A 20,930-nucleotide genomic window follows, 5' to 3' on the forward strand; every position below is an offset into this window, starting at 1 on the left:
ATGAGATTTCAACCAAATCTCATCATGATCTAGACATCCATGGCCCTTTCCCTGCCGGCCATCATGAGGACGACGGCGGCGCGGCTTTCGGCGCTTTATTTCCTGCTTTTTGCGCTCTGCGCCGTGCTGCTCGTCTTCTACATGACGTCGCTATCGGCGCGGATGCTTACCGGCCAGACCCAGCAAACCATCAATGACGAGGTGCTGGGCCTTGCCCGCGCCTATCAGCGCGGCGGCCTGCCGGTGCTGGTGCGCGTGGTCGAGCAGCGCTCGCGCCAGCCCGGCGCCAACCTCTATCTGATCGCCGACGCCAACGGCCAGATCCTGACCGGCAACGTGCAGAGCCTGGAGCCGGGCGTGCTCGAGACCGACGGGTGGACGACCGAGCCATTCTCCTACCGCCGCTTCGGCGAAGGCGAACTTGAGCGGCAGCGCAATCAGGCTGCCGACCCTGACGGGGCGCAGCCCGGCGAGACCGAAATTCAGTCCGAGGGCGAGAAGGGCCACAATGCCATCGCGCTGGTGCTCAGGCTACCCAACCAGATGATCATGCTTGTAGGCCGCGATCTCGGCGAGCCCGAGCGCTTCCGTGCCGTCATTCGCCGTGCCTTGATGCTGGCGCTGGGCATGATGGGCCTGGGCGGGCTGCTGATCTGGTTCTTTGTCGGCCGCGCGGCGCTGAAGCGCATCGACAGCGTCTCGGAGGCGAGCCGTCGCATCATGGGCGGCGACCTCACCGGCAGGCTGCCGGTGACCGGCGCCGGCGACGAATTCGACCGCCTGTCGGAAAACCTGAACACAATGCTGGCCAGGATTGCGACGCTGAACGAAGGCCTGAAGCAGGTCTCCGACAACATCGCCCATGATTTGAAGACGCCGCTGACCAGGCTGCGCAACCGCGCCGAGGCCACGCTTTCGGGCAAGCACAAGACCACCGACTACCGGCAGGCGCTGGAAGGCACCATCGCCGAGTCCGACCAGCTGATAAAAACCTTCAACGCTATCCTGATGATCTCCAGACTGGAGGCCGGTTATTCCTCGGAAAGCACCAGCAAGGTCGATCTCCCCGCCGCCGTGCGCGACGTCGTCGAGCTCTACGAGCCGGTGGCGGAGGAGGCGGGCGTGGAACTCGAGACCTCCGTGGAAGGGGATTTCGCAGTCAACGGCAATCGCGAGCTGATCGGCCAGGCGCTGTCGAACATCGTCGACAACGCCATCAAATATTCAACCGACGCAACTGAGAAGCCGGCCGTGCGCGTTGCGCTGCAGCGTGTCGGCCATGACATCCGGCTTTCCGTCGCCGACAACGGCCATGGCATTCCCGATGACGCTGATCGCGCGAGGGCGACCGAGCGCTTCGTGCGGCTGGAAAAGAGCCGCTCGCAGCCGGGGTCCGGCCTCGGCCTCAGCCTCGCCAAGGCGATCATGACGTTCCACAATGGCAAGCTCGAACTTCTGTCCGCCAATCCCGGATTGTCCGTTATCATGAGTTTCCCGGTGCGGGAGGATCACTGATGGCGGTGACAATGGCTGCGAAACCGATCGAGACCGAATGGCAGCTGCAACTGGCGGCAAAACTCGCGCCGCTGGACTGGAGCCGCGCCCGCCGTGAACTGTCGGAGATCGCTGGCGACGCCGAGGACGAAGGTCTGCCGCGGCTGGCGAAATTCTTAGGCGGCAAGGGTGCGGCCCAGGATTTTCTCGCTGCGGTTGTCGATCTCTCGCCTTTCCTCCGCGATGTCGCGCGCCGCCGGCCGCAGATCCTCGACGCGCTGTTCGATGACGGTGTCGAGGCCAGGCTGCTCAGCATTGCCGAAGCGATCGGCAATGCTGCCTTTGCCGAGACCGTTTCGGAATCCAGCCTGATGATGGAGCTCAGGCAGTGGAAGGCGGAAGCTCACTTCCTGATCGCGCTTGCAGATCTCTCCGGCGAGGCCGATGCCGCGCTGACGGTCAGGCGTCTCAGCAACCTAGCCGACACCTGCACCCGCGCGGCGGTCGACTTCCTGCTGCGCGAGGCGCACAGCCAGGGCAAGCTCAAATTGCCGGACCCCAACAATCCGGCGGAGCAGTCCGGCTGGATTCTGCTCGGCATGGGCAAACTCGGTGCCCATGAACTGAATTTTTCCTCCGACATCGACCTTGTCGTCTTCTTCGATCCGGATGCGAAGGCGATCGTCGATCCGCTCGACGCCACCGAGCTGTTTGCGCGCCTCACCCGCAGGCTGGTCCGCATCCTGCAGGACCGCACCGAGCACGGCTATGTCTTCCGCACCGACCTCAGGCTGCGCCCCGATCCCGGCTCGACGCCGCTGGCAATCCCGGTCGAGGCAGCACTCCGCTACTATGAGGCGCGCGGCCAGAACTGGGAGCGCGCCGCCATGATCAAGGCGCGCCCCGTGGCCGGCGATCTTGCCACCGGCGAAGCGTTCCTGCGGGAGTTGCAGCCCTATGTCTGGCGCAAATACATGGACTATGCGGCGATCGCCGACGTCCATTCGATCAAGCGACAGATCCATGCCCACAAAGGCCATGGCGAAATCGCGGTGAAGGGCCACAACGTCAAGCTCGGCCGTGGCGGCATTCGCGAGATAGAGTTCTTCGTCCAGACCCAGCAGCTGATTGCCGGCGGCCGTTTTCCCGAGCTGCGCGGCCGCGAGACCGTGCCGATGCTGGGTGCGCTGGCGGCGCGCGGCTGGATCACCGCCGATGCCCGCGACACGCTCACCCGCCAATACTGGTTCCTGCGCCGCGTCGAGCACGCCATCCAGATGGTCGCCGACGAGCAGACGCACATCCTGCCCGACGATGATGAAGGGCTGGAACGCGTCGCCCATATGCTGGGCTTTGCCGATGCCGCCAAATTTTCCGAAACTTTTCGCGCGGCCTTGCAGGAAGTCGAGCGCCATTACGCTGCGCTGTTCGAGACAGCTCCGGAACTGTCGGCAGGCGTCGGCAATCTCGTCTTTACCGGCGATGTCGACGATCCTGACACGCTGCGGACCTTGCACGGGCTCGGCTTCAAGCGGCCGAGCGACATCTGCCGCGTCATTCGCGGCTGGCATTTCGGTCGCTACCGCGTCACCCAGTCGGCTGAAGCGCGTGAGCGGCTGACCGAACTGACACCGGCGCTGCTCAAAGCCTTCGGCCAGACGCGCCGGGCCGACAAGGCTTTGGTGCGCTTCGACGAATTCCTCGCCGGTCTGCCCGCCGGCATCCAGCTGTTTTCGCTGCTGCAGTCCAATCCCGCTTTGTTGAAGCTGATGGCGACCATCATGGGTGCCGCGCCCCGGCTGGCTGCGATCATCACCAAGCGCCCGCATGTCTTCGACGGTCTGCTCGATCCGGCGCTGCTGACCGAACTGCCCAACCGCGCCTATCTGTCGGCGCGGTTGGCGGCTTTCACCGAAGGCGACAGGGCCTATGAGGACGTGCTCGACCGTCTGCGCATCTTTGCCTCCGAGCAGAAGTTCCTGATCGGTGTGCGCCTGCTCGCCGGCTCGATCACCCCGAGCCGTGCTGGCCGTGCCTTTTCCGACCTCGCCGACCTCACCATTGACGCCGCACTGCAGGCAGTGACGGCCGAATTCGCACTCCGCCACGGCCGCATCGCCGGCGGCACGGTGTCGCTGCTCGGCATGGGCAAGCTCGGCAGCCGTGAGCTTACCGCCGGCTCGGATGTCGACCTCATCCTCCTTTACGACCACGACGCCGATGCGGAAGAATCCGACGGCGAAAAGCCGCTGGCGCCGTCGCACTACTACACCAGGGTGACGCAGCGGTTGATCGCGGCTGTCTCGGCGCCGACCGCCGAGGGCGTTCTCTATGAGCTCGACCTGCGCTTGCGGCCATCCGGCAACAAGGGGCCCGTGGCGACCCACATCGACGCCTTCAAGAAGTACCAGCGCCAGGAAGCCTGGACCTGGGAGCACATGGCGCTGGCCCGGGCCCGCGCCATTGGCGGCGACGCGGCACTGTGCGCCGAGGTCGAAACCGAGGTGGCGGCACTTCTGGCCTTGCCGCGCGACGCCGCCAAGGTGAGGGCCGAGGCATCCGAGATGCGCGCGCTGATCGAGAAGGAAAAATCGCCGCGCGACCTCTGGGACATCAAGCTGATCCCCGGCGGCCTCATCGACCTCGAATTCATCGCGCAGGTGGCGGTCATCACCGGCCAGGTCGAAGCCGGCGGAAGGCTGACCGCCACCGGCGAAATCCTGTCGCATCTGGCCCCGGATTTCGCCGACGCCGATGTCAGGCAGCAGCTTTGCGAAGCCTATCAACTCTATCTGGCGCTGACCCAGATGACGCGGCTTTGCCTTACCGGCGCATTCGAACGTGACGACGTTCCGCCGGGATTGTCGGATCTGCTTCTGGCGGTGACTGACCTGCCGGATTTCGGTGTGCTGGAAGCACATCTCAAGGAAACGTCGCAAAAGGTCAGAAAGGATTTCGACCTTTTGCTTCGTACGAAACAGTCGTGAGGGCGTAAAGCGCTGACGGCTGTTTCGGATCGCATCGGGGGTGACGATGCAACAGGAGATATCAATGAGAAAGACAACCGGACTTGCCCTTGCCTTCGTCGCGCTCGCTGGCGCCGTCGGCACCACCGCCTATGCCGAGAACAATGCCAGTGCCAGAATGCGCGAGGGCATGATGATGCGCCTCGACAAGGCGATGAAGGATTCCAACGGCACCATCAGCTTCGACCAGTTTTCCGACGTCATGAACGCGCGGCTGAAGAAGCTGGTCGCCGACAATGGCGGCAAGCTCACCGTCGCCCAACTCGCCGACGCGCTGGAGAAGGCGCGGTTCGAGGAAATGGCCAAGCGCATCGTCGCCCGCTACGATACCAAAGGGGACGGCACGCTGACCACGGAAGACATCACCGGGCGCGATAAGAAGGTGTTTGCCATGCTCGACCGCAACAATGACGGCAAGATCGAGCGCAACGAGCTGCCGAAGAACGGCCGCATGGGCCGCCATCGCCAATGGGACGGCGACGACGACAGCATGCAGTGATGTTGAATGATCTGGGTCCGGCGGCAGAGCCGCCGGATTCTGGAAGGTCTCGTTCCTTCGCGCCCCCCTCTGTCCTGCCGGACATCTCCCCCACGAGGGGGGAGATTGGCTGTCGCAACCGCCTTCGCCAAATCGCCAGCGTTGCAGAAATGAGCGGAGCGTCAAAACTGCTGATCTCCCCCCAAGTGGGGGAGATGTCCGGCAGGACAGAGGGGGGCGCTGTCCCGCCAAGCCTTCAAAGATTGCGCAAAGATCTAAGCTGCTGCCTTCACCGACGGCGCTGCCTTCTTCACCGGGATGCGCACCGACACGATGGTGCCGACGCCTTCGGTCGAGCGGATTTTCAGCGCGCCGCCCTGCAACTCGGCCAGTGAGCGTGAGATGGCGAGCCCAAGGCCGGAGCCAGCGTGGTTCTTGGAGAACTGGTTCTGCACCTGTTCGAATGGCCGCCCAAGCTTGCTCAGCGCCTCCTTCGGAATGCCGCAGCCATTGTCTTCGATGGTCAGCACCAGCGCGCCCGAAGTGTTGCGGGCGCGCACCGAGATATGGCCGCCCTGGCCGGTGAACTTCACTGCATTCGACAGAAGGTTGATGGCAATCTGCTTGATGGCCCGGCGGTCGGCGAACAGGGTCATCGTATCGGCGATGCGGGTTTCCACCGTGATCGATTTTTCCGCCGCCTGCAGCGAGATCACGCGCACCGTCTCGCGGATCAGCGGACAGAGATCGATTTCCTCGCGGTCCATCGAGAACTGGCCGGCCTCGATCTTCGACATGTCGAGTATGTCGTTGATGACGCCGAGCAGATATTTGCCGCTGCCGTTGATGTCGTTGGCATATTCCTCGTAGCGTGGCGAACCGAGCGGCCCGAACAGGCCCTGTTCCATCAGTTCGGAGAAGCCGATGATAGCATTGAGCGGTGTGCGCAGTTCGTGCGACATGTTGGCCAGAAACTCGGACTTGGCCCGGTTGGCCGCTTCGGCGCGCTCGGTTTCCCTCATGTATTTGCGGTTGAGCTCGACCAGTTCGCTGGCGCGTTCCTCCTCGGCCCGACGGGCGAGGCTGAGGTCGTGGATGGTCGCCATCAGCCGACGCTCGCTGTCGACCAGCTTTTCCTGGTGCAGTTTGATCTGGGTGATGTCGGAGCCGACCGAGACGGTGCCGCCATCCCTGGTCCTCAATTCGTTGACCTGAAGCCAGCGCCCGTCGGAGAGCTGCCGCTCGAAGGTCGCGCCGCCTTGCGGTCCGTTGGTGTTGGCCAGCCGCCGTTCCGAGGCGAAGGCCAGCATGCGCTCCTCCAGCACGGCGCGCGCCGCGCCCGGCATGACGTCGCGGTCCGACAGTCCGTTGTCCTTCTGGAATTTGGAATTGCACATGATCAGGCGCTGGGCGGCGTCCCACAGTACGAAGGATTCGTTGATGTTCTCGATCGCGGTCCTGAGCCGCAGGTCGGCCGCCTCCGAGCGCAACGCCAGATGCCGCTGTTCGGTGACATCGACGGCAATGCCGATCAGCTGGATCTCAGGCGCTTCCGGGTCGATCACCTGGGCCCTGGCGCGCATCCACACCCACTGGCCGTCGGCGTGGCGCATGCGGAACACCTGGTCGATATGGTCGATCTCGCGCTCGACGATTTTGTTGGCCAGCTCGAACAGGTCGCCGTCCTCGGGGTGGATGATGTCGTCGACCTCGCCGAAGGACAGCATCGAGTTGCAGGGCTCGTAGCCCAGCATGTCGTACATCGAGCGCGACCAGTACATCTTGCCGCGCACCATGTCCCAGTCCCATAGGCCGCAGCGGCCGCGCACCAGGGCCATGTCGATGCGCTGGTGGGCTTCGAGGTAGATGCGGTCGGCCGTCTGGGCGCGCGATGCCTGGCCGAAATAGGCGTAGAGGATGATGATCAGCACACCCGCCGTCAGCACGAACAGCGTGACATTGAGCGACACGGTTTTGCGCCAGCTGTCGAACACCGCTTCCTGCGGCACCAGCACGGCGGCGGCGTTCTTCCTGTCGCGGGTCAGGCTCACCGCCGCGTACCAGTCCTGTCCGCCGATGCTGACATCCATGACGCCAGCGCGGTCGCCGAACATGAACAGGGGCTGGCCGTCCAGCACCAGGCTGTCGAGCGATCGCCCTTGCCAGCCGGTCGACAGCGGCGACACGGCGATGATCTTGAAGGCGCTGTCGGTGATGACGAGCACATGGCTTCTGCCCATGGCGCCTTGGCGGCTCGTGCTTTCCAGAAGATCGATGGCGCCGCCGGCGGCCGCGTTCGGATCGGCCGAGATTGCGTTCGCCATCTGGCCGGCAGCCAGTCCCAGCACTGCCTTGACGTCGCGCTCGACCTCGTCGCGTTCGTTCATCAGCGACAGGACGCGCAGTGCGGCGATGACGATCAGGAAGATGATGATGAGCGCCGGTATCGAGCGACGCAGAAGGGGTTCGGCAGCCAGGAGCCGCCGGTAGGCTGGTTCAGCAATGAGCCGCGTATTGCCGGCGAGGCCGTCGCCTCGCGCCTTGCGCCGCTCAAAAGCCGTTCCTTCGGGCGCGCCCCACGCGTCCGCCTTGGCCATAAATGGCACTCCCCGAATTTCCGTACGCTTGACGATCCGGCAACACCGCACGTCCGAATCGTCTGTAAAGAATCAAAGGTGATTCGCCTTGTCCAGTGGCGCGGACAAAAAACATTAAAAATTGATTGAAATAACGCCGAAGCGGCTGATCTCCCCCCTCGTAGGGAGATTACGCAACTCACGCCAGGGTCCGCTCCACAATATCGCGCAAATCCGCCGAGAGGTTCTCGGCACCGGCGATCGCCAGCAGCGCTTCCCGTGCCTTGGCCTGTCTGCCCGGTTCCAACGAACGCCAGGAGCGCAGCGCCGTCGCCAATCTTGCCGCGACTTGCGGGTTGCGCTTTTCGACCTCGAGTACGGTCTGCGCAAAAAACCGGTAGCCTTCGCCGTCGGCGCGGTGGAAGCCGGTCTGGTTGGCGCTGGAAAATGTGCCGACCAGCGAGCGCACCCGGTTCGGATTGGCCATCGAAAAGGCTGCGTGGCCGGTCAGAGCGCGCACCCGCTCGACGGTCTTCGGTCCCGGCACGCTGGCCTGGATCTGGAACCATTTGTCCATGACCAGCGGATCGGCCCCATAGCGCGCCTCGAAGCCGGCCAACGCCTTGACCGCCTCGGGCGACCCGTCATGGCGATGCGCAAGCACGGTGAGCGCCGCGGCGCGGTCGGTCATGTTGGTCGCGGCCTCGAAATGCCGGGTGGCCAACTCGACGCCTGCCGGCAACAGCGAGAGATAGTCGAGCAGGATGTTGCGCAAAGCCCGCCGTCCAGCACTTGCGGCGTCGGGATTGAACGAACCGTCGTTGGCGAGGCGACCGTAAAGATTGGCGAAGGCGTCCTGATTGGCGCGCGCGATCTCAAGCGCCAGCGCCTCGCGGGCGGCAAAGATGGCGTCGGGATCGATGTTCCCGCCGATGTCGCGGGCAATGTCGGTCTCACCGGGAAGCGATAGCGCCAGCGCGCGGTAGGCGGGCTCAAGCGTCTCATCGCCGGCGATCTTGCCGGCAAGCCCGGTCAGCCTGGCGCTGAAGGCCGGCTTCGCGCCGCCGAGGATCTGACGGAAGGCCGCTATCAGTGCATCGGTGAGCAGTGTGTTGAACGCCTGCCAGCGCGCGAACGCATCGCTGTCGTGGCCGGCGAGGAAGAACTGGTCGTCGGCCTTCTGCTCGACAGAAAGCGTGATCGGCGCCGAAAAGCCGCGGTTGAGCGACACCGCCGGCCGCTCGTCAACGCCGGAGAAGCGCACCATATGGCGGCGCTTGCGGATATGGATGACGCCATCCTCGACGGCGGCGCCCTCGACGCCGCCATAGGCGACCGGCTCGCCGCCGGCACCGACTAGGCCGAAGGCGAGCGGAATATGCATCAGCCGCTTGCGGCTTTCCGACGGTGTCGGCGGCACCGACTGCTCGATCTCGAGCGTGAACTCGCGCGTGGCCGGGTTGTGCGTCGAACTGACGGTCAGGTTCGGCGTGCCCGCCTGGTGGTACCAGAGCGCGAACTGCGACAGGTCGCGCCCGGAAACGTCCTCGAACACCTTCAGGAAATCCTCGATCGTCGCAGCTTCGCCGTCATGGCGCTCGAAATAGAGGTCCATGCCGGCGCGGAAAGTCTCGGCCCCGAGGATAGTGCGGATCATGCGCACGACTTCCGAGCCCTTTTCGTAGACTGTCGCCGTATAGAAATTGTTGATCTCGCGGTAGCGGCGCGGCCGCACAGGATGCGTCAGCGGTCCCTGGTCCTCGGGGAACTGGTGGGCGCGCAGCGTGCGCACCTCGGCAATGCGCTTGACCGCGCGCGAGCGCTGGTCGGCGGAGAATTCGTGGTCGCGAAAGACCGTCAGCCCTTCCTTCAGGCAGAGCTGGAACCAGTCGCGGCAGGTGATCCGGTTGCCGGTCCAGTTGTGGAAATATTCATGCGCGATGATCGCCTCGATATTGGCGAAATCGGCATCGGTCGCGGTCTCCCGATCGGCCAGCACATATTTGTCGTTGAAGATGTTGAGGCCCTTGTTCTCCATGGCCCCCATGTTGAAGTCGGAGACGGCGACGATGTTGAAGACGTCGAGGTCGTATTCGCGGCCGAACGCCTGCTCGTCCCATTGCATCGAGCGCTTGAGCGCATCCATGGCGTAGCCGGCAAGCCCCTCCTTGCCCGGCTCGACATAGATGCCGAGCTCGACCTTGCGGCCGGACATGGTGACGAAACTGTCGGCGACCTGGCCGAGATTGCCGGCCACCAGCGCAAACAGATAGGACGGCTTGGGGAAGGGGTCGTGCCATCTGGCATAGTGCCAGCCATCGGCCAGCGCTCCGCTTTCCACCGGGTTGCCGTTGGAGAGCAGCAGCGGCGCCTCGTCCAGCCTTGCCTCGATGCGCACAGTGTAGACCGACAGGATGTCGGGGCGGTCGAGGAAATAGGTGATGCGGCGAAAGCCCTCGGCCTCGCATTGCGTGCAATAGACATTGCTGGAGCGGTAGAGGCCCATCAACGCCTCATTGCTGGCCGGTGCGATCTCGGTCTCGAGCAGCAGCTCGAAGCGGGCCGGCGGCTTCAGAATGGTCAGCTGGTCCGGCGTGGCGAGATAATCCGCCGGCGCGAGCTCGTGGCCGTCGATGGCGATGCGCTTCAGCAGCAGCCCGTCGCCGTCGAGCACCAGCGGCGCCGAGGCGGCGGCGCCATCGCGGCGTTCGATCGTCAGTACGGCGCTGACGCCCGTTGCGTCTGGCGAAAGGCGAAAGGTAAGGCCAGTTTGCGGAATGGAAAAGTCGCTGGGGCGATAATCTTCGAGCTTGAAGACATGGCCGGTATCGGTTCGCATTCCCTGGGGTTTCCCTGTCGTTATAGGGGCCGCTGATGTGTCCGCTGGCCCATAAAGTCTGAAGTTGCGCGCTCTTTACACGAAACGGTCACTCGACAAAACTGCACCAATGCCTATTTCACGGCGTTCTCATTCCATCGCGAGGCCTTGATGACCATCGTCACACCGAAGTTCGGCATGCGCGCCTCTGTGCTGCGTCGTGTGACGTGCATCTCAGCGGCGATCCGGGAAGCAACACCGCAGTGAAAGCCGGACCGGGAAACGACACGGCCGGGAAACTGTCCGACCACCCCGGCCGTGTCCTGACCGGGATCACGCTCAAGATCATGTCGGTGGCGGTCTTTGTCGGTATGCAAACCTGCATCAAGGCGGTTGGCACTCTGCCCGCAGGCCAGATCGTCTTCTTCCGCTCCTTCTTCGCCATCTTCCCGATCATCGTCTTCCTGGCCTTGAAGGGGAAACTGAGTACGGCGTTCGCGACCAAGCGACCGCTGAACCACATTGCTCGCGGCGTCGTCGGCGTCTGCGCCATGGGACTCGGCTTCTTCGCGCTGACCCGGCTGCCGCTGCCGGAAGCGATCACGCTGAACTATGCCCAGCCGCTGCTGGTGGTGGTGTTTTCCTCACTTTTCCTCGGCGAGGCCATTCGCGTCTATCGCTGGAGCGCGGTCGCCGTCGGCCTGGTCGGTGTGCTGATCATCTCGTGGCCGGAACTGACGCTGCTCACTTCGGGCGCCGCGCTCGGCGACCAGGAGGTGCTGGGCGTGGTTGCGGCGCTGGTTTCCGCGGCGATCTCCGCCAACGCCATCCTTCTGGTGCGAAATCTGGTCCAGACCGAACGGACCGCGACCATCGTGTTGTGGTTTTCGGCAACGGCGAGCGTCATGGCGCTGTTTTCACTGCCTTTCGGCTGGCAGGCGCTGACGCCGCTGCAGGCCGGTCTGCTGGTTGCTGCCGGGTTCTGCGGCGGCTTGGCGCAGATCCTGATGACGGCCGCCTACCGCCATGCCGAGGCCTCTGTGGTGGCGCCGTTCGAATACACCTCGATGATCCTTGGTGTCGTCGTCGGTTATTTCGCCTTTGGCGACGTCGCCACCATCAACACGCTGGTCGGCGGCGTAATCGTCGTCGCCGCCGGCATCTTCATCATCTGGCGCGAGCGCCGGCTCGGTCTTGAGCGCACCCGCACCCGAAAAGCGGCGCCGCCACAAGGGTGAATGAGAGGCCCGCGCAGGGCAGGGGCTGGCTCAGTTCGCTTCCGCCCGCTCCTTCGCCAGCCTCACCAACACCGCCCTCGTCTCCTCGTCGGCCGGGAAAAAAGACTCGATCGCCAGTTCCGACAGCGTCACGTCGAGCGGGGTGCCGAAGACGGTGATGGTGCTGATGAAGGACAGCACCTGATCACCATGCGCCAGCCGCAGCGGATGGACGATGCCGCTGGGCTCGATCGGCACAGGCCGCGCGCCCTTGAGGCCGGACGGATAGGTTCGCAATTCACGCTCCAGCTCGACCAGAACGGGATCGCCGGCGGCATCGTTCTGGTGTTTTAGCCGCTCCAGCAGATGCGCCCGCCACTCCCCGAGATTGACGATGCGCGGCGCGATGCCGTTCGGGTGCAGGCTGAGACGCAGCACATTGACCGGCGGCTGAAGCAGCGACCGCTCGGCAACATCGGCTAGAAACGGGCCGATGGCGGCATTGGCCGAAACCAGGTTCCAGTGCCGGTCGACGGCGAGCGCCGGAGATGGCTCATGCCCCTTGAGAACGGTCTCGACTGCCGCCATTGCCGGCGCCAGCGTCGTGTCGGTGAGCGGCCGTTCGCTGAAGCTCGGTGCGAAACCGGCGGCAAGCAGCAGCTGGTTGCGCTGCCTGAGCGGGATCTCAAGCTGCTCCGCCAGATGCAGCACCATGTCGCGCGAGGGGGCCGCGCGGCCGCTTTCGACGAAGGAGAGATGCCGCTGCGAAATCTCGGCCTCCATGGCGAGATCGAGCTGGCTCATGCGCCGGCGGGTGCGCCATTCGCGGATCAGGCTGCCGGCGGAGGTCTGGGCTGTTGTCATGTGGGATGAGTAGGCCGGGGAGGGGCGTATTTCAATTACTTCCGAGGTCATGGTGAGGCCGAGGCGACAATTGATCTGCCCCCTTGTGGGGGAGATGCCTGGCAAGGCAGAGGGGGGCTGTCCCGCCGACCTGTCCGCTATTTTTTGGGGCTGCTTCTGCTGGGCGAAAATAAGCGAGATTGCGAGGCTGGTGATCCTCCGCGCCCCCCTCTGTCCTGCCGGACATCTCCCCCACGAGGGGGGAGATTGCTAGTCACCCCAACCCCTTCAGCTTCGCCTTCACCTCGAGAAAATCCCGCCATGCCAGCTTCTTGTGCGCCGGTGTGCGCAGCAGGTAGGCCGGATGCAGTGTCGGCATCGCCGGAATGGCGATGCCGGACGCCGTCGTATGCACCCGCCAGTTGCCGCGCAGCCGCAAAATGCCTTCGCTCGTGTTGAGCAAGGTCTTGGCCGATGGGCCGCCGAGATTGACCAGCACCTTGGGATTGACCAGCTCGATCTGCCGCTCGATGAAGGGGCGGCAAATTTCGGTCTCGTGCGGCGTCGGTGTGCGGTTGCCGGGCGGCCGCCAGGGGATGACGTTGGCGATATAGGCGGAAGTGCGGTCAAGCCCGATCGCCGCCAGCATACGGTCGAGCAGCCTGCCGGAGCGGCCGACGAAGGGCAGGCCCTCAATGTCCTCGTCGCGGCCGGGCGCCTCGCCGACCAGCATCAGCGATGCCTGCGGATTGCCGTCGGCAAAGACCAGGTTCTTGGCGGTGAATTTGAGGTTGCAGCCGTCGAAGGACGCCATGTGCTGGCGCAACGCGTCGAGCGTCGAGGCGCTTGCCGCCATTTGCCGGGCAAGGGCTGCCTGGGCCTCATCAGGCACGGTCGCGGTGGCCGGCACGGAGCGCGCCGGCGCGTCCGGCACCCGGCTCGCATCCAGCCCGGGGCTGGCGGTGGGTTGTTCCGCTGCCTTGTTTTCGCGCGGCGGCGCGGCCGGCGAGGGTGCCCGCTCGGCAGGCCTTGGTGCGGCCTCGGCAAACCGGTTCACCGGCGCGTCTTCCAGCGCCTCGTCGACGCCTGCGCTGGCGTAGAATGCCAGAAGGTCGGCAAGGTCGGATCGGTTGTTGGGGGAGGCGGCAGTCATGCCGGGCACATTCGTCCGCCGAGAGACGATTTGCAAGGTTGGGCGGTTAGTAATCTCCCCCCTTGAGGGGAGATGGCCGGCAGGCCAGAGGGGGTCGCCACGCGTGGAGCGCTAGCCTCGTCTGTCTGTGAGGGAGAGTGTCGCGTCAAGACGTACCGACCCCCTCTGTCGCCTTTGGCGACATCTCCCCTTCAAGGGGGAGATTACTCAGCCCGTCGGTATCCGCGGATCCTGTACCAGATAGAACGTCCAGCGCGGCGTATAGTCTGTGATCAGAAATTCGAAGCTTCCCGTCTTCAGTGGGTCGATCTTGCCGTTTTTGAACAGCAGCCGGTCATAGGGTTCGAAATCGCGGTCGAAATCGGCATAGGCGCCCGACAAGATATTGTCGGGCGTCTTGTTGCGCTGGTCGAACGACAGGCCGTCGCCGAACACGCTCGGCTGGTTGAGGATCTCCTGCAGCTCGAACTGGAATTCGACCCAGGCCTGGCCGCTGTTGTTGAGCACCTCGATGCGCATGTACAGGACGCCGTTGGCGAATTCACCATTGGTGCTGAACGGCTGGATCGGTTTGGTGGTGCGGATGGTGAGCGTCACCGGCGTCGACGAATTCAGCTCCTCGGAGATGACCAGCGGGTCTTCCTTGGTGCCGAGGCCCGAGGCTCCGGTGATGTGGAAGCCGCCAAGCTCGTCGGAAAAGGAGTAGGCCCCGGTCGCCCACACCTTCACCGGATCGGCATGAGCCTCAACCGGCGCCAGCAGCGAAAGGGCGAGAAGAAGCGCTCGGCGGGTCCGGCCGGGCGGAAGGGGAAAGCGCGTTAATGAAAAGCCGGACGGCGTGCGCATGGGCCGAAGTATGGCCGATAAGCGAGCCGTCGAACAATTAAAATATGGGAAGCTCGGTCCGGCTAAGCGCAAAAGGCGTGCAGCGTCACCGTTATCCGCGACTTTTTGGCGAAAACGGCATTGTCACGTCAGCGCCGGTTTCCTGTCGCGGATTGATGCGCTATGCAGCGCAAGAGCCAGCAAAATGCCCGGAAACGGTTAGCCAGTGCGGAGGGGTTGATGAGCGAGATCGAACGCGAGAGCATGGAATTCGACGTTGTCATCGTCGGGGCCGGCCCGGCGGGCCTTGCCGCAGCGATCCGTCTCAAGCAGGTCAATCCCGAGCTTTCCGTCGTCGTGCTGGAAAAGGGCGGCGAGGTCGGCGCCCACATATTGTCCGGCGCCGTCGTCGATCCCATCGGCATCGACCGCCTGTTGCCAGGCTGGCGCGACGAAGACGGCCATCCCTTCAAGACGCCGGTCACCGAGGACCATTTCCTGGTGCTCGGCCCTGCCGGCTCGTTCCGCCTGCCCAACATCATGATGCCGCCGCTGATGAACAATCATGGCAACTACATCGTCTCGCTCGGCAATGTCTGCCGCTGGCTGGCTGGCAAGGCCGAAGCGCTGGGCGTCGAAATCTATCCGGGCTTTGCCGCCGCCAGCCTTGTTTACAACGATGCCGGCGCCGTCACCGGCGTCATCACCGGCGACATGGGCGTCGAAAAGGACGGCACGCACGGCCCGGGCTTTGCGCCGGGCATGGCGCTGATGGGCAAATATGTGCTGATCGGCGAAGGCGCGCGCGGCTCGCTCGCCAAGCAGCTGATCGACAAATACAAGCTGTCCGACGGTCGCGAGCCCGGCAAATACGGCATCGGCCTCAAGGAGCTGTGGCAGGTCAAGCCGGAGAACCACCGGCCGGGCCTGGTGCAGCATTCCTTCGGCTGGCCGCTCGATCTGAAGACCGGCGGCGGCTCCTTCCTGTACCATCTGGAGGACAACCAGGTTGCGGTCGGGTTCGTCCTGCATCTCAACTACAAGAACCCCTGGCTGTCGCCGTTCGACGAATTCCAGCGCTTCAAGACCCATCCAGCGATATCGGGCACCTTCGCGGGCGCCAAGCGCATCGGCTATGGCGCGCGCGCCATCACCGAGGGCGGCTGGCAGTCGGTGCCGAAACTGTCCTTCCCCGGCGGCGTGCTGATGGGCTGTGCTGCCGGCTTCGTCAACGTGCCGCGCATCAAGGGTTCGCACAATGCGGTGCTGTCCGGCATGCTGGCGGCCGACCATGTCGCGCAAGCCATCAGTGCCGGCCGCGCCAATGACGAATTGGCCTCCTACGAGGCGGCCTGGCGAGCGACCGACATCGGCAAGGACCTGAAGAAGGTGCGCAACGTCAAGCCGCTATGGTCGCGCTTCGGCACTGTTCTCGGAGTCGGCCTCGGCGGGCTCGACATGTGGCTGAACACGCTGTTCGGCGTCTCGCCCTTCGGCACGCTGAAGCATGGCAAGGCCGACTATGCCACGCTCGAGCCGGCCGCCAAGCACACGAAGATAGCCTATCCCAAGCCGGATGGCGTGCTGACCTTCGACCGTCTGTCCTCGGTGTTCCTGTCCAACACCAATCACGAGGAAAACGAGCCGGTGCATCTCATCGTCGGCGACATGGCGCTGCAGCAGCGTTCCGAGCACGACGTCTTTGCCGGGCCGTCGACCCGCTATTGCCCGGCCGGTGTCTACGAATGGGTCGACAAGGACGGCAACGCCGCCGCCGATCCGGCCGCAAAGGATGTGCGCTTCGTCATCAACGCGCAGAACTGCGTGCACTGCAAAACCTGCGACATCAAGGATCCGAACCAGAACATCAACTGGGTGCCGCCACAAGGCGGCGAAGGCCCGGTCTACCAGGGCATGTAAGGCGCACCCGGCGCCATTGATTGTTGAAACCGTCATCCGCTTGTGGTCTCATTGCTGTGTCCATGTGGGAGAATGGCATGCGGGTGTTGGTCTTGTTTTGCGTCGCCGTCACAGGCGCGGCCTGCGGCATCGTCGGGACGGCGTCTGCCGGCGTGAAAACTGCCGTCAAGACGCGAACCTACGACATTACCGGCGCCACGGGTGCCGGTCTGGTCGTAGCCATGAACCGCAGGGGGCCCAAGCACGGTTTCATGACCCACGCCATCGCGCAGACAAGCTACACCGCGGACTGGAGCCTGGACCTCGGCCAGGTCAACGGCGTCTGCCGCCTGCGCCAGGCCAATGGAACGCTCAACATCACCTACACCTATCCGCGCGTGGTCTCGGCCGTCACGCCGGCGCTGCGCAAACGCTGGAACCGGTTCTTCACCGGCGTCCTCGCTCATGAAGGAACCCATGGCCGTATCGCCGGGCAGATGATGCAGGCCGCGGAGCGGTCGGTTCGCGGCATGAAATTTGCCAACGATCCGCAATGCAATAAGACGCGCGCCGAAGCCCGGCGGCGCTTGGAAGCCACCGCCAAGGTCTATGAAGCGAAACAGATCGCCTTCGACGCGCGCGAGCACAGTGAAGGCGGCCATGTCGAGCGCATCATCGAGGCCCTGGTGGGCTTGTGAAACCTCAAGCCCGTAACGTGTTGATCTAGCCGCGCGCGCCGGGCCGGATCAGCGACACGGTCGCGGTGGCGTTCTCGTCGACCGGCTTGTTCTCGTCGCGCTTCAGCGAAAATTCCACCATCACCGGCAGATGGTCCGAGCCGGTGTCTTCCAGCCGGGTTGACGACAGGATCGTCACCCTGCCCTTCGAGAATACCTGGTCGATCGGCAGACCTGCGTAGCGGCGCAGGAAGTCGGGCAGCGTCCGGTGAATCCAGCTCGGCCCGGCCGACGGCATCACGGTCAGTCCGCCGAGCGAGGCGACGCGCCGCACCGCAGCGCTCCACGGCACGGCGTTGCAGTCGCCGGCCATGATCGCCGTCTCGCCCAGCGAGGTGAGCGTCTTGGTCAACTCGCCAATCTGCCAGTATTGCTCCTTCGGCCACGGCCAGCTCAGATGGATCGCCGCGACATCGACGCCGATGCCGCCGAAGTCGACCGTGGCGGTGGCCATCGCGCCGCGCGGTTCGCAGTATGGTTCGGTACCGACGGCAAACGGCCGCTTGGACAACAGCGCCACGCCGAACACGCCGTTGGGATAGGCGCACAGGATGCGATAGGGATAGGCGCTGCTGATATAGCCGAGCTCGGTTGCCCACATCGCCGATACTTCGTCGAGCGTGATCACGTCGGGGTTGGTCCGGCCGATCAGCGAAAGAACCTTCTTGGGCGTCGGATTGTTGAAGCGCAGGTTCATCTGCAGCAGCCTATAGACCGTCTCATTGCCGGGCTCGGCGTCACCGGCGGCCTGCACCGGCCACAGCCGCGGCAAGGTGCTCAACGTGCTGGCGAAGGCGGCTATGGCCAAGAGCAGGCCCACACCCGCCTGCAGGCGAAACGACGTGGCAAGCAGCGGCAGCGCAATCAGGGCCATCAGCACGGCAAAATGGATGCGGAAATGGGCGAAGGAATCGAAGGCCGGATGCAGTGTGCCAAGGAACCCGGCTACAAGCGCGGCCGAGAGGCCGAGCATTGCCAGGAACGCCATCGAAGCCATCATGTTTCGCACGCGTGCCATCAGACCGGGTTTGCATTGCCCAAAGTGTCGGGCCGAGGGTGTCAGGCCTGTTATCGGCGCAAATGCGGCCCAATCAAGATGACGAAACGCCTCGCGGCCAACATTTACGGGAGCCAGTCTACTGGAAGGCCGTCTCCGAAAAGCTTCTCAGCTTGCGCGAATGCAGCCGTTCCATCGGCATTTCCGCCAGCTTCTCCATCGCCTTGATGCCGATGGTCAGATGCTGCGCCACTTGCCGCTTGTAGAATTCAGTCGCCATGCCGGGCAGCTTCAGCTCGCCATGCAGCGGCTTGTCCGAGACACACAGCAGCGTGCCGTAGGGAACGCGGAAGCGGAAGCCATTTGCGGCGATGGTGGCCGATTCCATGTCGAGCGCGATGGCGCGTGACTGCGACAGCCGTTGCACCGGTCCGCGCTGGTCGCGCAGCTCCCAATTGCGGTTGTCGATAGTGGCGACGGTTCCGGTGCGCATAATGCGCTTGAGATCGTAGCCGGAAAGCCCGGTGACTTCGGCGACCGCCTCCTGCAGCGCCACCTGGATCTCGGCCAGCGGCGGGATCGGCACCCACACCGGCAGGTCGTCGTCCAGCACATGGTCCTCCCTGACATAGGCATGCGCCAGCACATAGTCGCCCAGCGCCTGCGTGTTGCGCAGGCCGGCGCAATGGCCGAGCATCAGCCAGGCATGTGGCCTGAGCACCGCGATATGGTCGGTGATCGTCTTGGCGTTGGACGGGCCGACACCGATGTTGACCATGGTGATGCCGCCATGGTTCGGCTTCTTCAAATGATAGGCTGGCATCTGCGGCAGGCGCGGCGCCGCCACGCCTTCGCTGGGCGCACTCTGCCCGGCCTTGGTGACGACATTGCCGGGTTCGACGAATTCAGCATAGCCGTGGCCACCTTCCGCCATCTGGGTCCGGGCGCGGGCGACGAATTCATCGATGTAGAACTGGTAGTTGGTGAACAGCACGAAGTTCTGGAAATGCTGCGGGCTGGTCGCCGTGTAATGCGTCATGCGGTGCAGCGAATAGTCGATGCGCTGCGCCGTGAACGGCGCGAGCGGCCTCGGTTCGCCGAACGCCACTTCGAAGGTGCCATTGGCGATCTGGTCGTCGGTGCCGTCGAGATCCGGCACATCGAACAGGTCGCGGATCGGCCGCTTGATGCGTTCTGCCGCGGCGCCGTCGACATGCGTGCCTTCTAGGAAGGCGAAATGCAGCGGGATCGGCGTGGTCGATTCCGAAACCGTCACCGGCACGCCATGATTGCGCATGATCAGGCGAAGCTGCTCGACGAGATAGCGTTCGAACAGCACCGGCTGGGTGATGGTGGTCGAGAAATGCCCTGGCGTCGGCATATGGCCATACGCCTGGCGCGAATCGATCTGGGTGAAAGAATTGGTGGTGACGCCGATCTCCGGGTAGAAGGCGCGGTACCGCTTGCTTTCGTCGCCGCCAGCGGCAAGTGCCGCAAAGGAGTCGCGCAGGAATTTGGTGTTGCGGTCGTAGAGCGCCTGCAAGGCGGCCACGGCCTTTTTGGCGTCGTCGAAACTCTTCTTGCCGAAAGGCTCCGGCATCACGACCGATTCGATAGCTTGTGGGTAGATTCGCTTTTCCATGGCTCAATATAGGGACTTGAGGCCACACTTGGGAGTGGGAGGGTGGCCATCCAGGCGGCCAAGGCGAAGATTTATTCCACCACGTTTCAAGGTGTGTTGAGATTCGGGTCAGGCCGGCATCACCTGAATGCCGGCATAGCTTACCCGCGCTGCAGGCTGACCAGCAGAACAAAGCCAACGCCATGCTTCTTCGTCGCCGGCGCGTCGGTCGTCGTGTCGGCGGCGGCCCGCATCATCGGCATAGCCAAGACCGGCGCCGACAGCACGATCAAGACGAGCGCCGCCCGCGGCAGAAGCCGGAGGGTCTGGAGGGCGTTGATGGCGATGCGGTTCATGGCTTTTGCTTTTCTGTTTGGATCTATGTCTTTGTCGTCTCAGGGGCGAAAATGGTTCATGCAATCGAACTGGCAGCTGCTGGAACTGGCTGCATCCCAGGAGCGGGCCGGACGGCCGGCTTCGGCCACGAGAATGGCGAAGAACATGCCGAACAGGCTCATCAACAGGCAGACGATGGTGAAGCGGCGAGCGAGCATTTGCGTGGTGTCTCCTTGAACACGCCTTCAAAATGCCCTGATGCGACTGAACCGGCTCTGATGCCGGCGTTCATCTGCGGTTCAAAGTGATTGACGATGTTTTAGGGAGAGCGTCGGCTCGGCTAAGAGGCCGCGAGGTGCCGATGCGGGTATGTCGTGGACCGTCCTGGAAAAGAAACGGGGCCCGTGAAGGCCCCGTTGTCGTCATGTCAAAACAGCAAGCTCAGAGCTTGTGCCAGGTCTGGCTCTTGCAAATCAGCCCGCCGAGCACGCAGCCGCTCATCTTCAGCGAGGTACCCGACAGTGTGGCCTTGCCGGAATAGGTCTTGTCGTTTGCCGGATCTGTGATGTTGCCGGCATATTTGTTGTCGCCGGCCGGCTTGAGCGAGCCGATGGTCTTGCCGGCATATTTGCCGGTCTTCAGTGTGATGGAGAATGAGTCGCTGCCGCCAATGAGTGCGGTGTCGCCGGCTTGCGTCTTCCAATTGCCTTCGATCGGATCGGCCCAGGCCGCGCCCGCCATCATCACTGTAGCCGCCAGGGCCAAGCTCACTTTCCGAAACATATCTGTCCTCCCTGTGGTTTTAGGTGGGGCGCCCGCCTCTCTGCCCCTTACGCAAACGTAAGCTAATCCAGCTCCCGGCAAAACAAAAGCGGGTGCCGTGGGGGAAGGGTTTGCAATTTTCATAAGG

The 20,930-nt window shown here is 63.9% G+C and carries 16 protein-coding genes; 6 read left to right on the plus strand and 10 right to left on the minus strand.

Annotation, left to right across the window (positions count from 1 at the left end; all coding sequences use genetic code 11):
- Positions 1 to 39 precede the first annotated feature (39 nt).
- From ACYHH6_RS16160 to ACYHH6_RS16170, 3 genes are all read left to right on the plus strand, one after another.
- Positions 40 to 1,515: a sensor histidine kinase gene (locus ACYHH6_RS16160; RefSeq protein ID WP_352584897.1), complete on the plus strand. Its 1,476-nt coding sequence runs from the start codon at positions 40 to 42 to the stop codon at positions 1,513 to 1,515.
- Positions 1,515 to 4,481 carry a bifunctional [glutamine synthetase] adenylyltransferase/[glutamine synthetase]-adenylyl-L-tyrosine phosphorylase gene (locus ACYHH6_RS16165; RefSeq protein WP_352584899.1) on the plus strand — a complete coding sequence of 989 codons (2,967 nt, stop codon included), beginning with the start codon at positions 1,515 to 1,517 and terminating at the stop codon, positions 4,479 to 4,481. Before ACYHH6_RS16160 ends, ACYHH6_RS16165 begins: the two co-directional genes overlap by 1 nt.
- A gap of 64 nt (positions 4,482 to 4,545) precedes the next feature.
- Complete coding sequence (locus ACYHH6_RS16170; RefSeq protein WP_352584900.1) at positions 4,546 to 5,019, plus strand: EF-hand domain-containing protein; 474 nt, start codon at positions 4,546 to 4,548, stop codon at positions 5,017 to 5,019.
- A 254-nt stretch (positions 5,020 to 5,273) separates the two neighbouring features.
- Here the strand turns inward: ACYHH6_RS16170 and ACYHH6_RS16175 are convergent, their stop codons facing one another.
- Positions 5,274 to 7,595: a PAS domain-containing sensor histidine kinase gene (locus ACYHH6_RS16175; RefSeq protein WP_352584902.1), complete on the minus strand. Its 2,322-nt coding sequence runs from the start codon at positions 7,593 to 7,595 to the stop codon at positions 5,274 to 5,276.
- A 178-nt stretch (positions 7,596 to 7,773) separates the two neighbouring features.
- A complete protein-coding gene (gene pepN / locus ACYHH6_RS16180; protein WP_352584904.1) occupies positions 7,774 to 10,413 on the minus strand; it encodes an aminopeptidase N in 2,640 nt (879 codons plus the stop codon).
- Between the two features lie 242 nt (positions 10,414 to 10,655).
- Between pepN and ACYHH6_RS16185 the strand changes: the two genes are divergently transcribed.
- On the plus strand, positions 10,656 to 11,630 hold the full coding sequence (locus ACYHH6_RS16185; protein ID WP_435053261.1) for a DMT family transporter: 975 nt from the start codon (positions 10,656 to 10,658) through the stop codon (positions 11,628 to 11,630).
- 30 nt (positions 11,631 to 11,660) lie between these two features.
- Here ACYHH6_RS16185 and ACYHH6_RS16190 read toward each other — a convergent pair whose 3' ends face one another.
- The 3 genes from ACYHH6_RS16190 to ACYHH6_RS16200 all read right to left on the minus strand — a co-directional run bounded on the left by ACYHH6_RS16190 (position 11,661) and on the right by ACYHH6_RS16200 (position 14,451).
- A complete protein-coding gene (locus tag ACYHH6_RS16190) occupies positions 11,661 to 12,473 on the minus strand; it encodes a helix-turn-helix domain-containing protein (protein ID WP_352584906.1) in 813 nt (270 codons plus the stop codon).
- 253 nt (positions 12,474 to 12,726) lie between these two features.
- Positions 12,727 to 13,605 carry a uracil-DNA glycosylase gene (locus ACYHH6_RS16195; RefSeq protein WP_488500444.1) on the minus strand — a complete coding sequence of 293 codons (879 nt, stop codon included), beginning with the start codon at positions 13,603 to 13,605 and terminating at the stop codon, positions 12,727 to 12,729.
- 207 nt (positions 13,606 to 13,812) lie between these two features.
- Positions 13,813 to 14,451 carry a hypothetical protein gene (locus tag ACYHH6_RS16200; protein WP_352584910.1) on the minus strand — a complete coding sequence of 213 codons (639 nt, stop codon included), beginning with the start codon at positions 14,449 to 14,451 and terminating at the stop codon, positions 13,813 to 13,815.
- A gap of 219 nt (positions 14,452 to 14,670) precedes the next feature.
- On the opposite strand from ACYHH6_RS16200, the gene ACYHH6_RS16205 reads away from it, so the two are divergent.
- Complete coding sequence (locus tag ACYHH6_RS16205; protein ID WP_352584912.1) at positions 14,671 to 16,350, plus strand: electron transfer flavoprotein-ubiquinone oxidoreductase; 1,680 nt, start codon at positions 14,671 to 14,673, stop codon at positions 16,348 to 16,350.
- 77 nt (positions 16,351 to 16,427) lie between these two features.
- Positions 16,428 to 17,027, plus strand: coding sequence for a DUF922 domain-containing protein (locus tag ACYHH6_RS16210; RefSeq protein WP_352584914.1), 600 nt, complete (start codon positions 16,428 to 16,430; stop codon positions 17,025 to 17,027).
- A gap of 25 nt (positions 17,028 to 17,052) precedes the next feature.
- Here ACYHH6_RS16210 and ACYHH6_RS16215 read toward each other — a convergent pair whose 3' ends face one another.
- From ACYHH6_RS16215 to ACYHH6_RS16235, 5 genes are all read right to left on the minus strand, one after another.
- Positions 17,053 to 18,084, minus strand: coding sequence for an endonuclease/exonuclease/phosphatase family protein (locus tag ACYHH6_RS16215; protein ID WP_352584915.1), 1,032 nt, complete (start codon positions 18,082 to 18,084; stop codon positions 17,053 to 17,055).
- 118 nt (positions 18,085 to 18,202) lie between these two features.
- On the minus strand, positions 18,203 to 19,663 hold the full coding sequence (locus tag ACYHH6_RS16220) for an AMP nucleosidase (RefSeq protein WP_352584917.1): 1,461 nt from the start codon (positions 19,661 to 19,663) through the stop codon (positions 18,203 to 18,205).
- 182 nt (positions 19,664 to 19,845) lie between these two features.
- Complete coding sequence (locus ACYHH6_RS16225; RefSeq protein ID WP_192256648.1) at positions 19,846 to 20,040, minus strand: hypothetical protein; 195 nt, start codon at positions 20,038 to 20,040, stop codon at positions 19,846 to 19,848.
- A 39-nt stretch (positions 20,041 to 20,079) separates the two neighbouring features.
- Entirely contained in the window at positions 20,080 to 20,238 is a 159-nt protein-coding gene (locus tag ACYHH6_RS16230; protein ID WP_185970258.1) for a hypothetical protein, read from the minus strand.
- 223 nt (positions 20,239 to 20,461) lie between these two features.
- Positions 20,462 to 20,803 carry a DUF2147 domain-containing protein gene (locus tag ACYHH6_RS16235; RefSeq protein WP_352584918.1) on the minus strand — a complete coding sequence of 114 codons (342 nt, stop codon included), beginning with the start codon at positions 20,801 to 20,803 and terminating at the stop codon, positions 20,462 to 20,464.
- Between the last annotated feature and the right edge of the window lie 127 nt (positions 20,804 to 20,930).

This window comes from Mesorhizobium sp. P171375, from assembly GCF_057786075.1.

What these genes read in the sequence shown, in the direction of transcription:
- ACYHH6_RS16200 (WP_352584910.1), bottom strand. Translation starts at nt 14,451, where the DNA reads ATGCGCACGCCGTCCGGCTTTTCATTAACGCGCTTTCCCCTTCCGCCC.
- ACYHH6_RS16160 (WP_352584897.1), top strand. Translation starts at nt 40, where the DNA reads ATGGCCCTTTCCCTGCCGGCCATCATGAGGACGACGGCGGCGCGGCTT.
- ACYHH6_RS16195 (WP_488500444.1), bottom strand. Translation starts at nt 13,605, where the DNA reads ATGACTGCCGCCTCCCCCAACAACCGATCCGACCTTGCCGACCTTCTG.
- pepN (WP_352584904.1), bottom strand. Translation starts at nt 10,413, where the DNA reads ATGCGAACCGATACCGGCCATGTCTTCAAGCTCGAAGATTATCGCCCC.
- ACYHH6_RS16220 (WP_352584917.1), bottom strand. Translation starts at nt 19,663, where the DNA reads ATGCCGGAGCCTTTCGGCAAGAAGAGTTTCGACGACGCCAAAAAGGCC.
- ACYHH6_RS16175 (WP_352584902.1), bottom strand. Translation starts at nt 7,595, where the DNA reads ATGGCCAAGGCGGACGCGTGGGGCGCGCCCGAAGGAACGGCTTTTGAG.
- ACYHH6_RS16170 (WP_352584900.1), top strand. Translation starts at nt 4,546, where the DNA reads ATGAGAAAGACAACCGGACTTGCCCTTGCCTTCGTCGCGCTCGCTGGC.
- ACYHH6_RS16215 (WP_352584915.1), bottom strand. Translation starts at nt 18,084, where the DNA reads ATGGCACGCGTGCGAAACATGATGGCTTCGATGGCGTTCCTGGCAATG.
- ACYHH6_RS16235 (WP_352584918.1), bottom strand. Translation starts at nt 20,803, where the DNA reads ATGTTTCGGAAAGTGAGCTTGGCCCTGGCGGCTACAGTGATGATGGCG.
- ACYHH6_RS16190 (WP_352584906.1), bottom strand. Translation starts at nt 12,473, where the DNA reads ATGACAACAGCCCAGACCTCCGCCGGCAGCCTGATCCGCGAATGGCGC.
- ACYHH6_RS16205 (WP_352584912.1), top strand. Translation starts at nt 14,671, where the DNA reads ATGAGCGAGATCGAACGCGAGAGCATGGAATTCGACGTTGTCATCGTC.
- ACYHH6_RS16230 (WP_185970258.1), bottom strand. Translation starts at nt 20,238, where the DNA reads ATGCTCGCTCGCCGCTTCACCATCGTCTGCCTGTTGATGAGCCTGTTC.
- ACYHH6_RS16165 (WP_352584899.1), top strand. Translation starts at nt 1,515, where the DNA reads ATGGCGGTGACAATGGCTGCGAAACCGATCGAGACCGAATGGCAGCTG.
- ACYHH6_RS16225 (WP_192256648.1), bottom strand. Translation starts at nt 20,040, where the DNA reads ATGAACCGCATCGCCATCAACGCCCTCCAGACCCTCCGGCTTCTGCCG.
- ACYHH6_RS16210 (WP_352584914.1), top strand. Translation starts at nt 16,428, where the DNA reads ATGCGGGTGTTGGTCTTGTTTTGCGTCGCCGTCACAGGCGCGGCCTGC.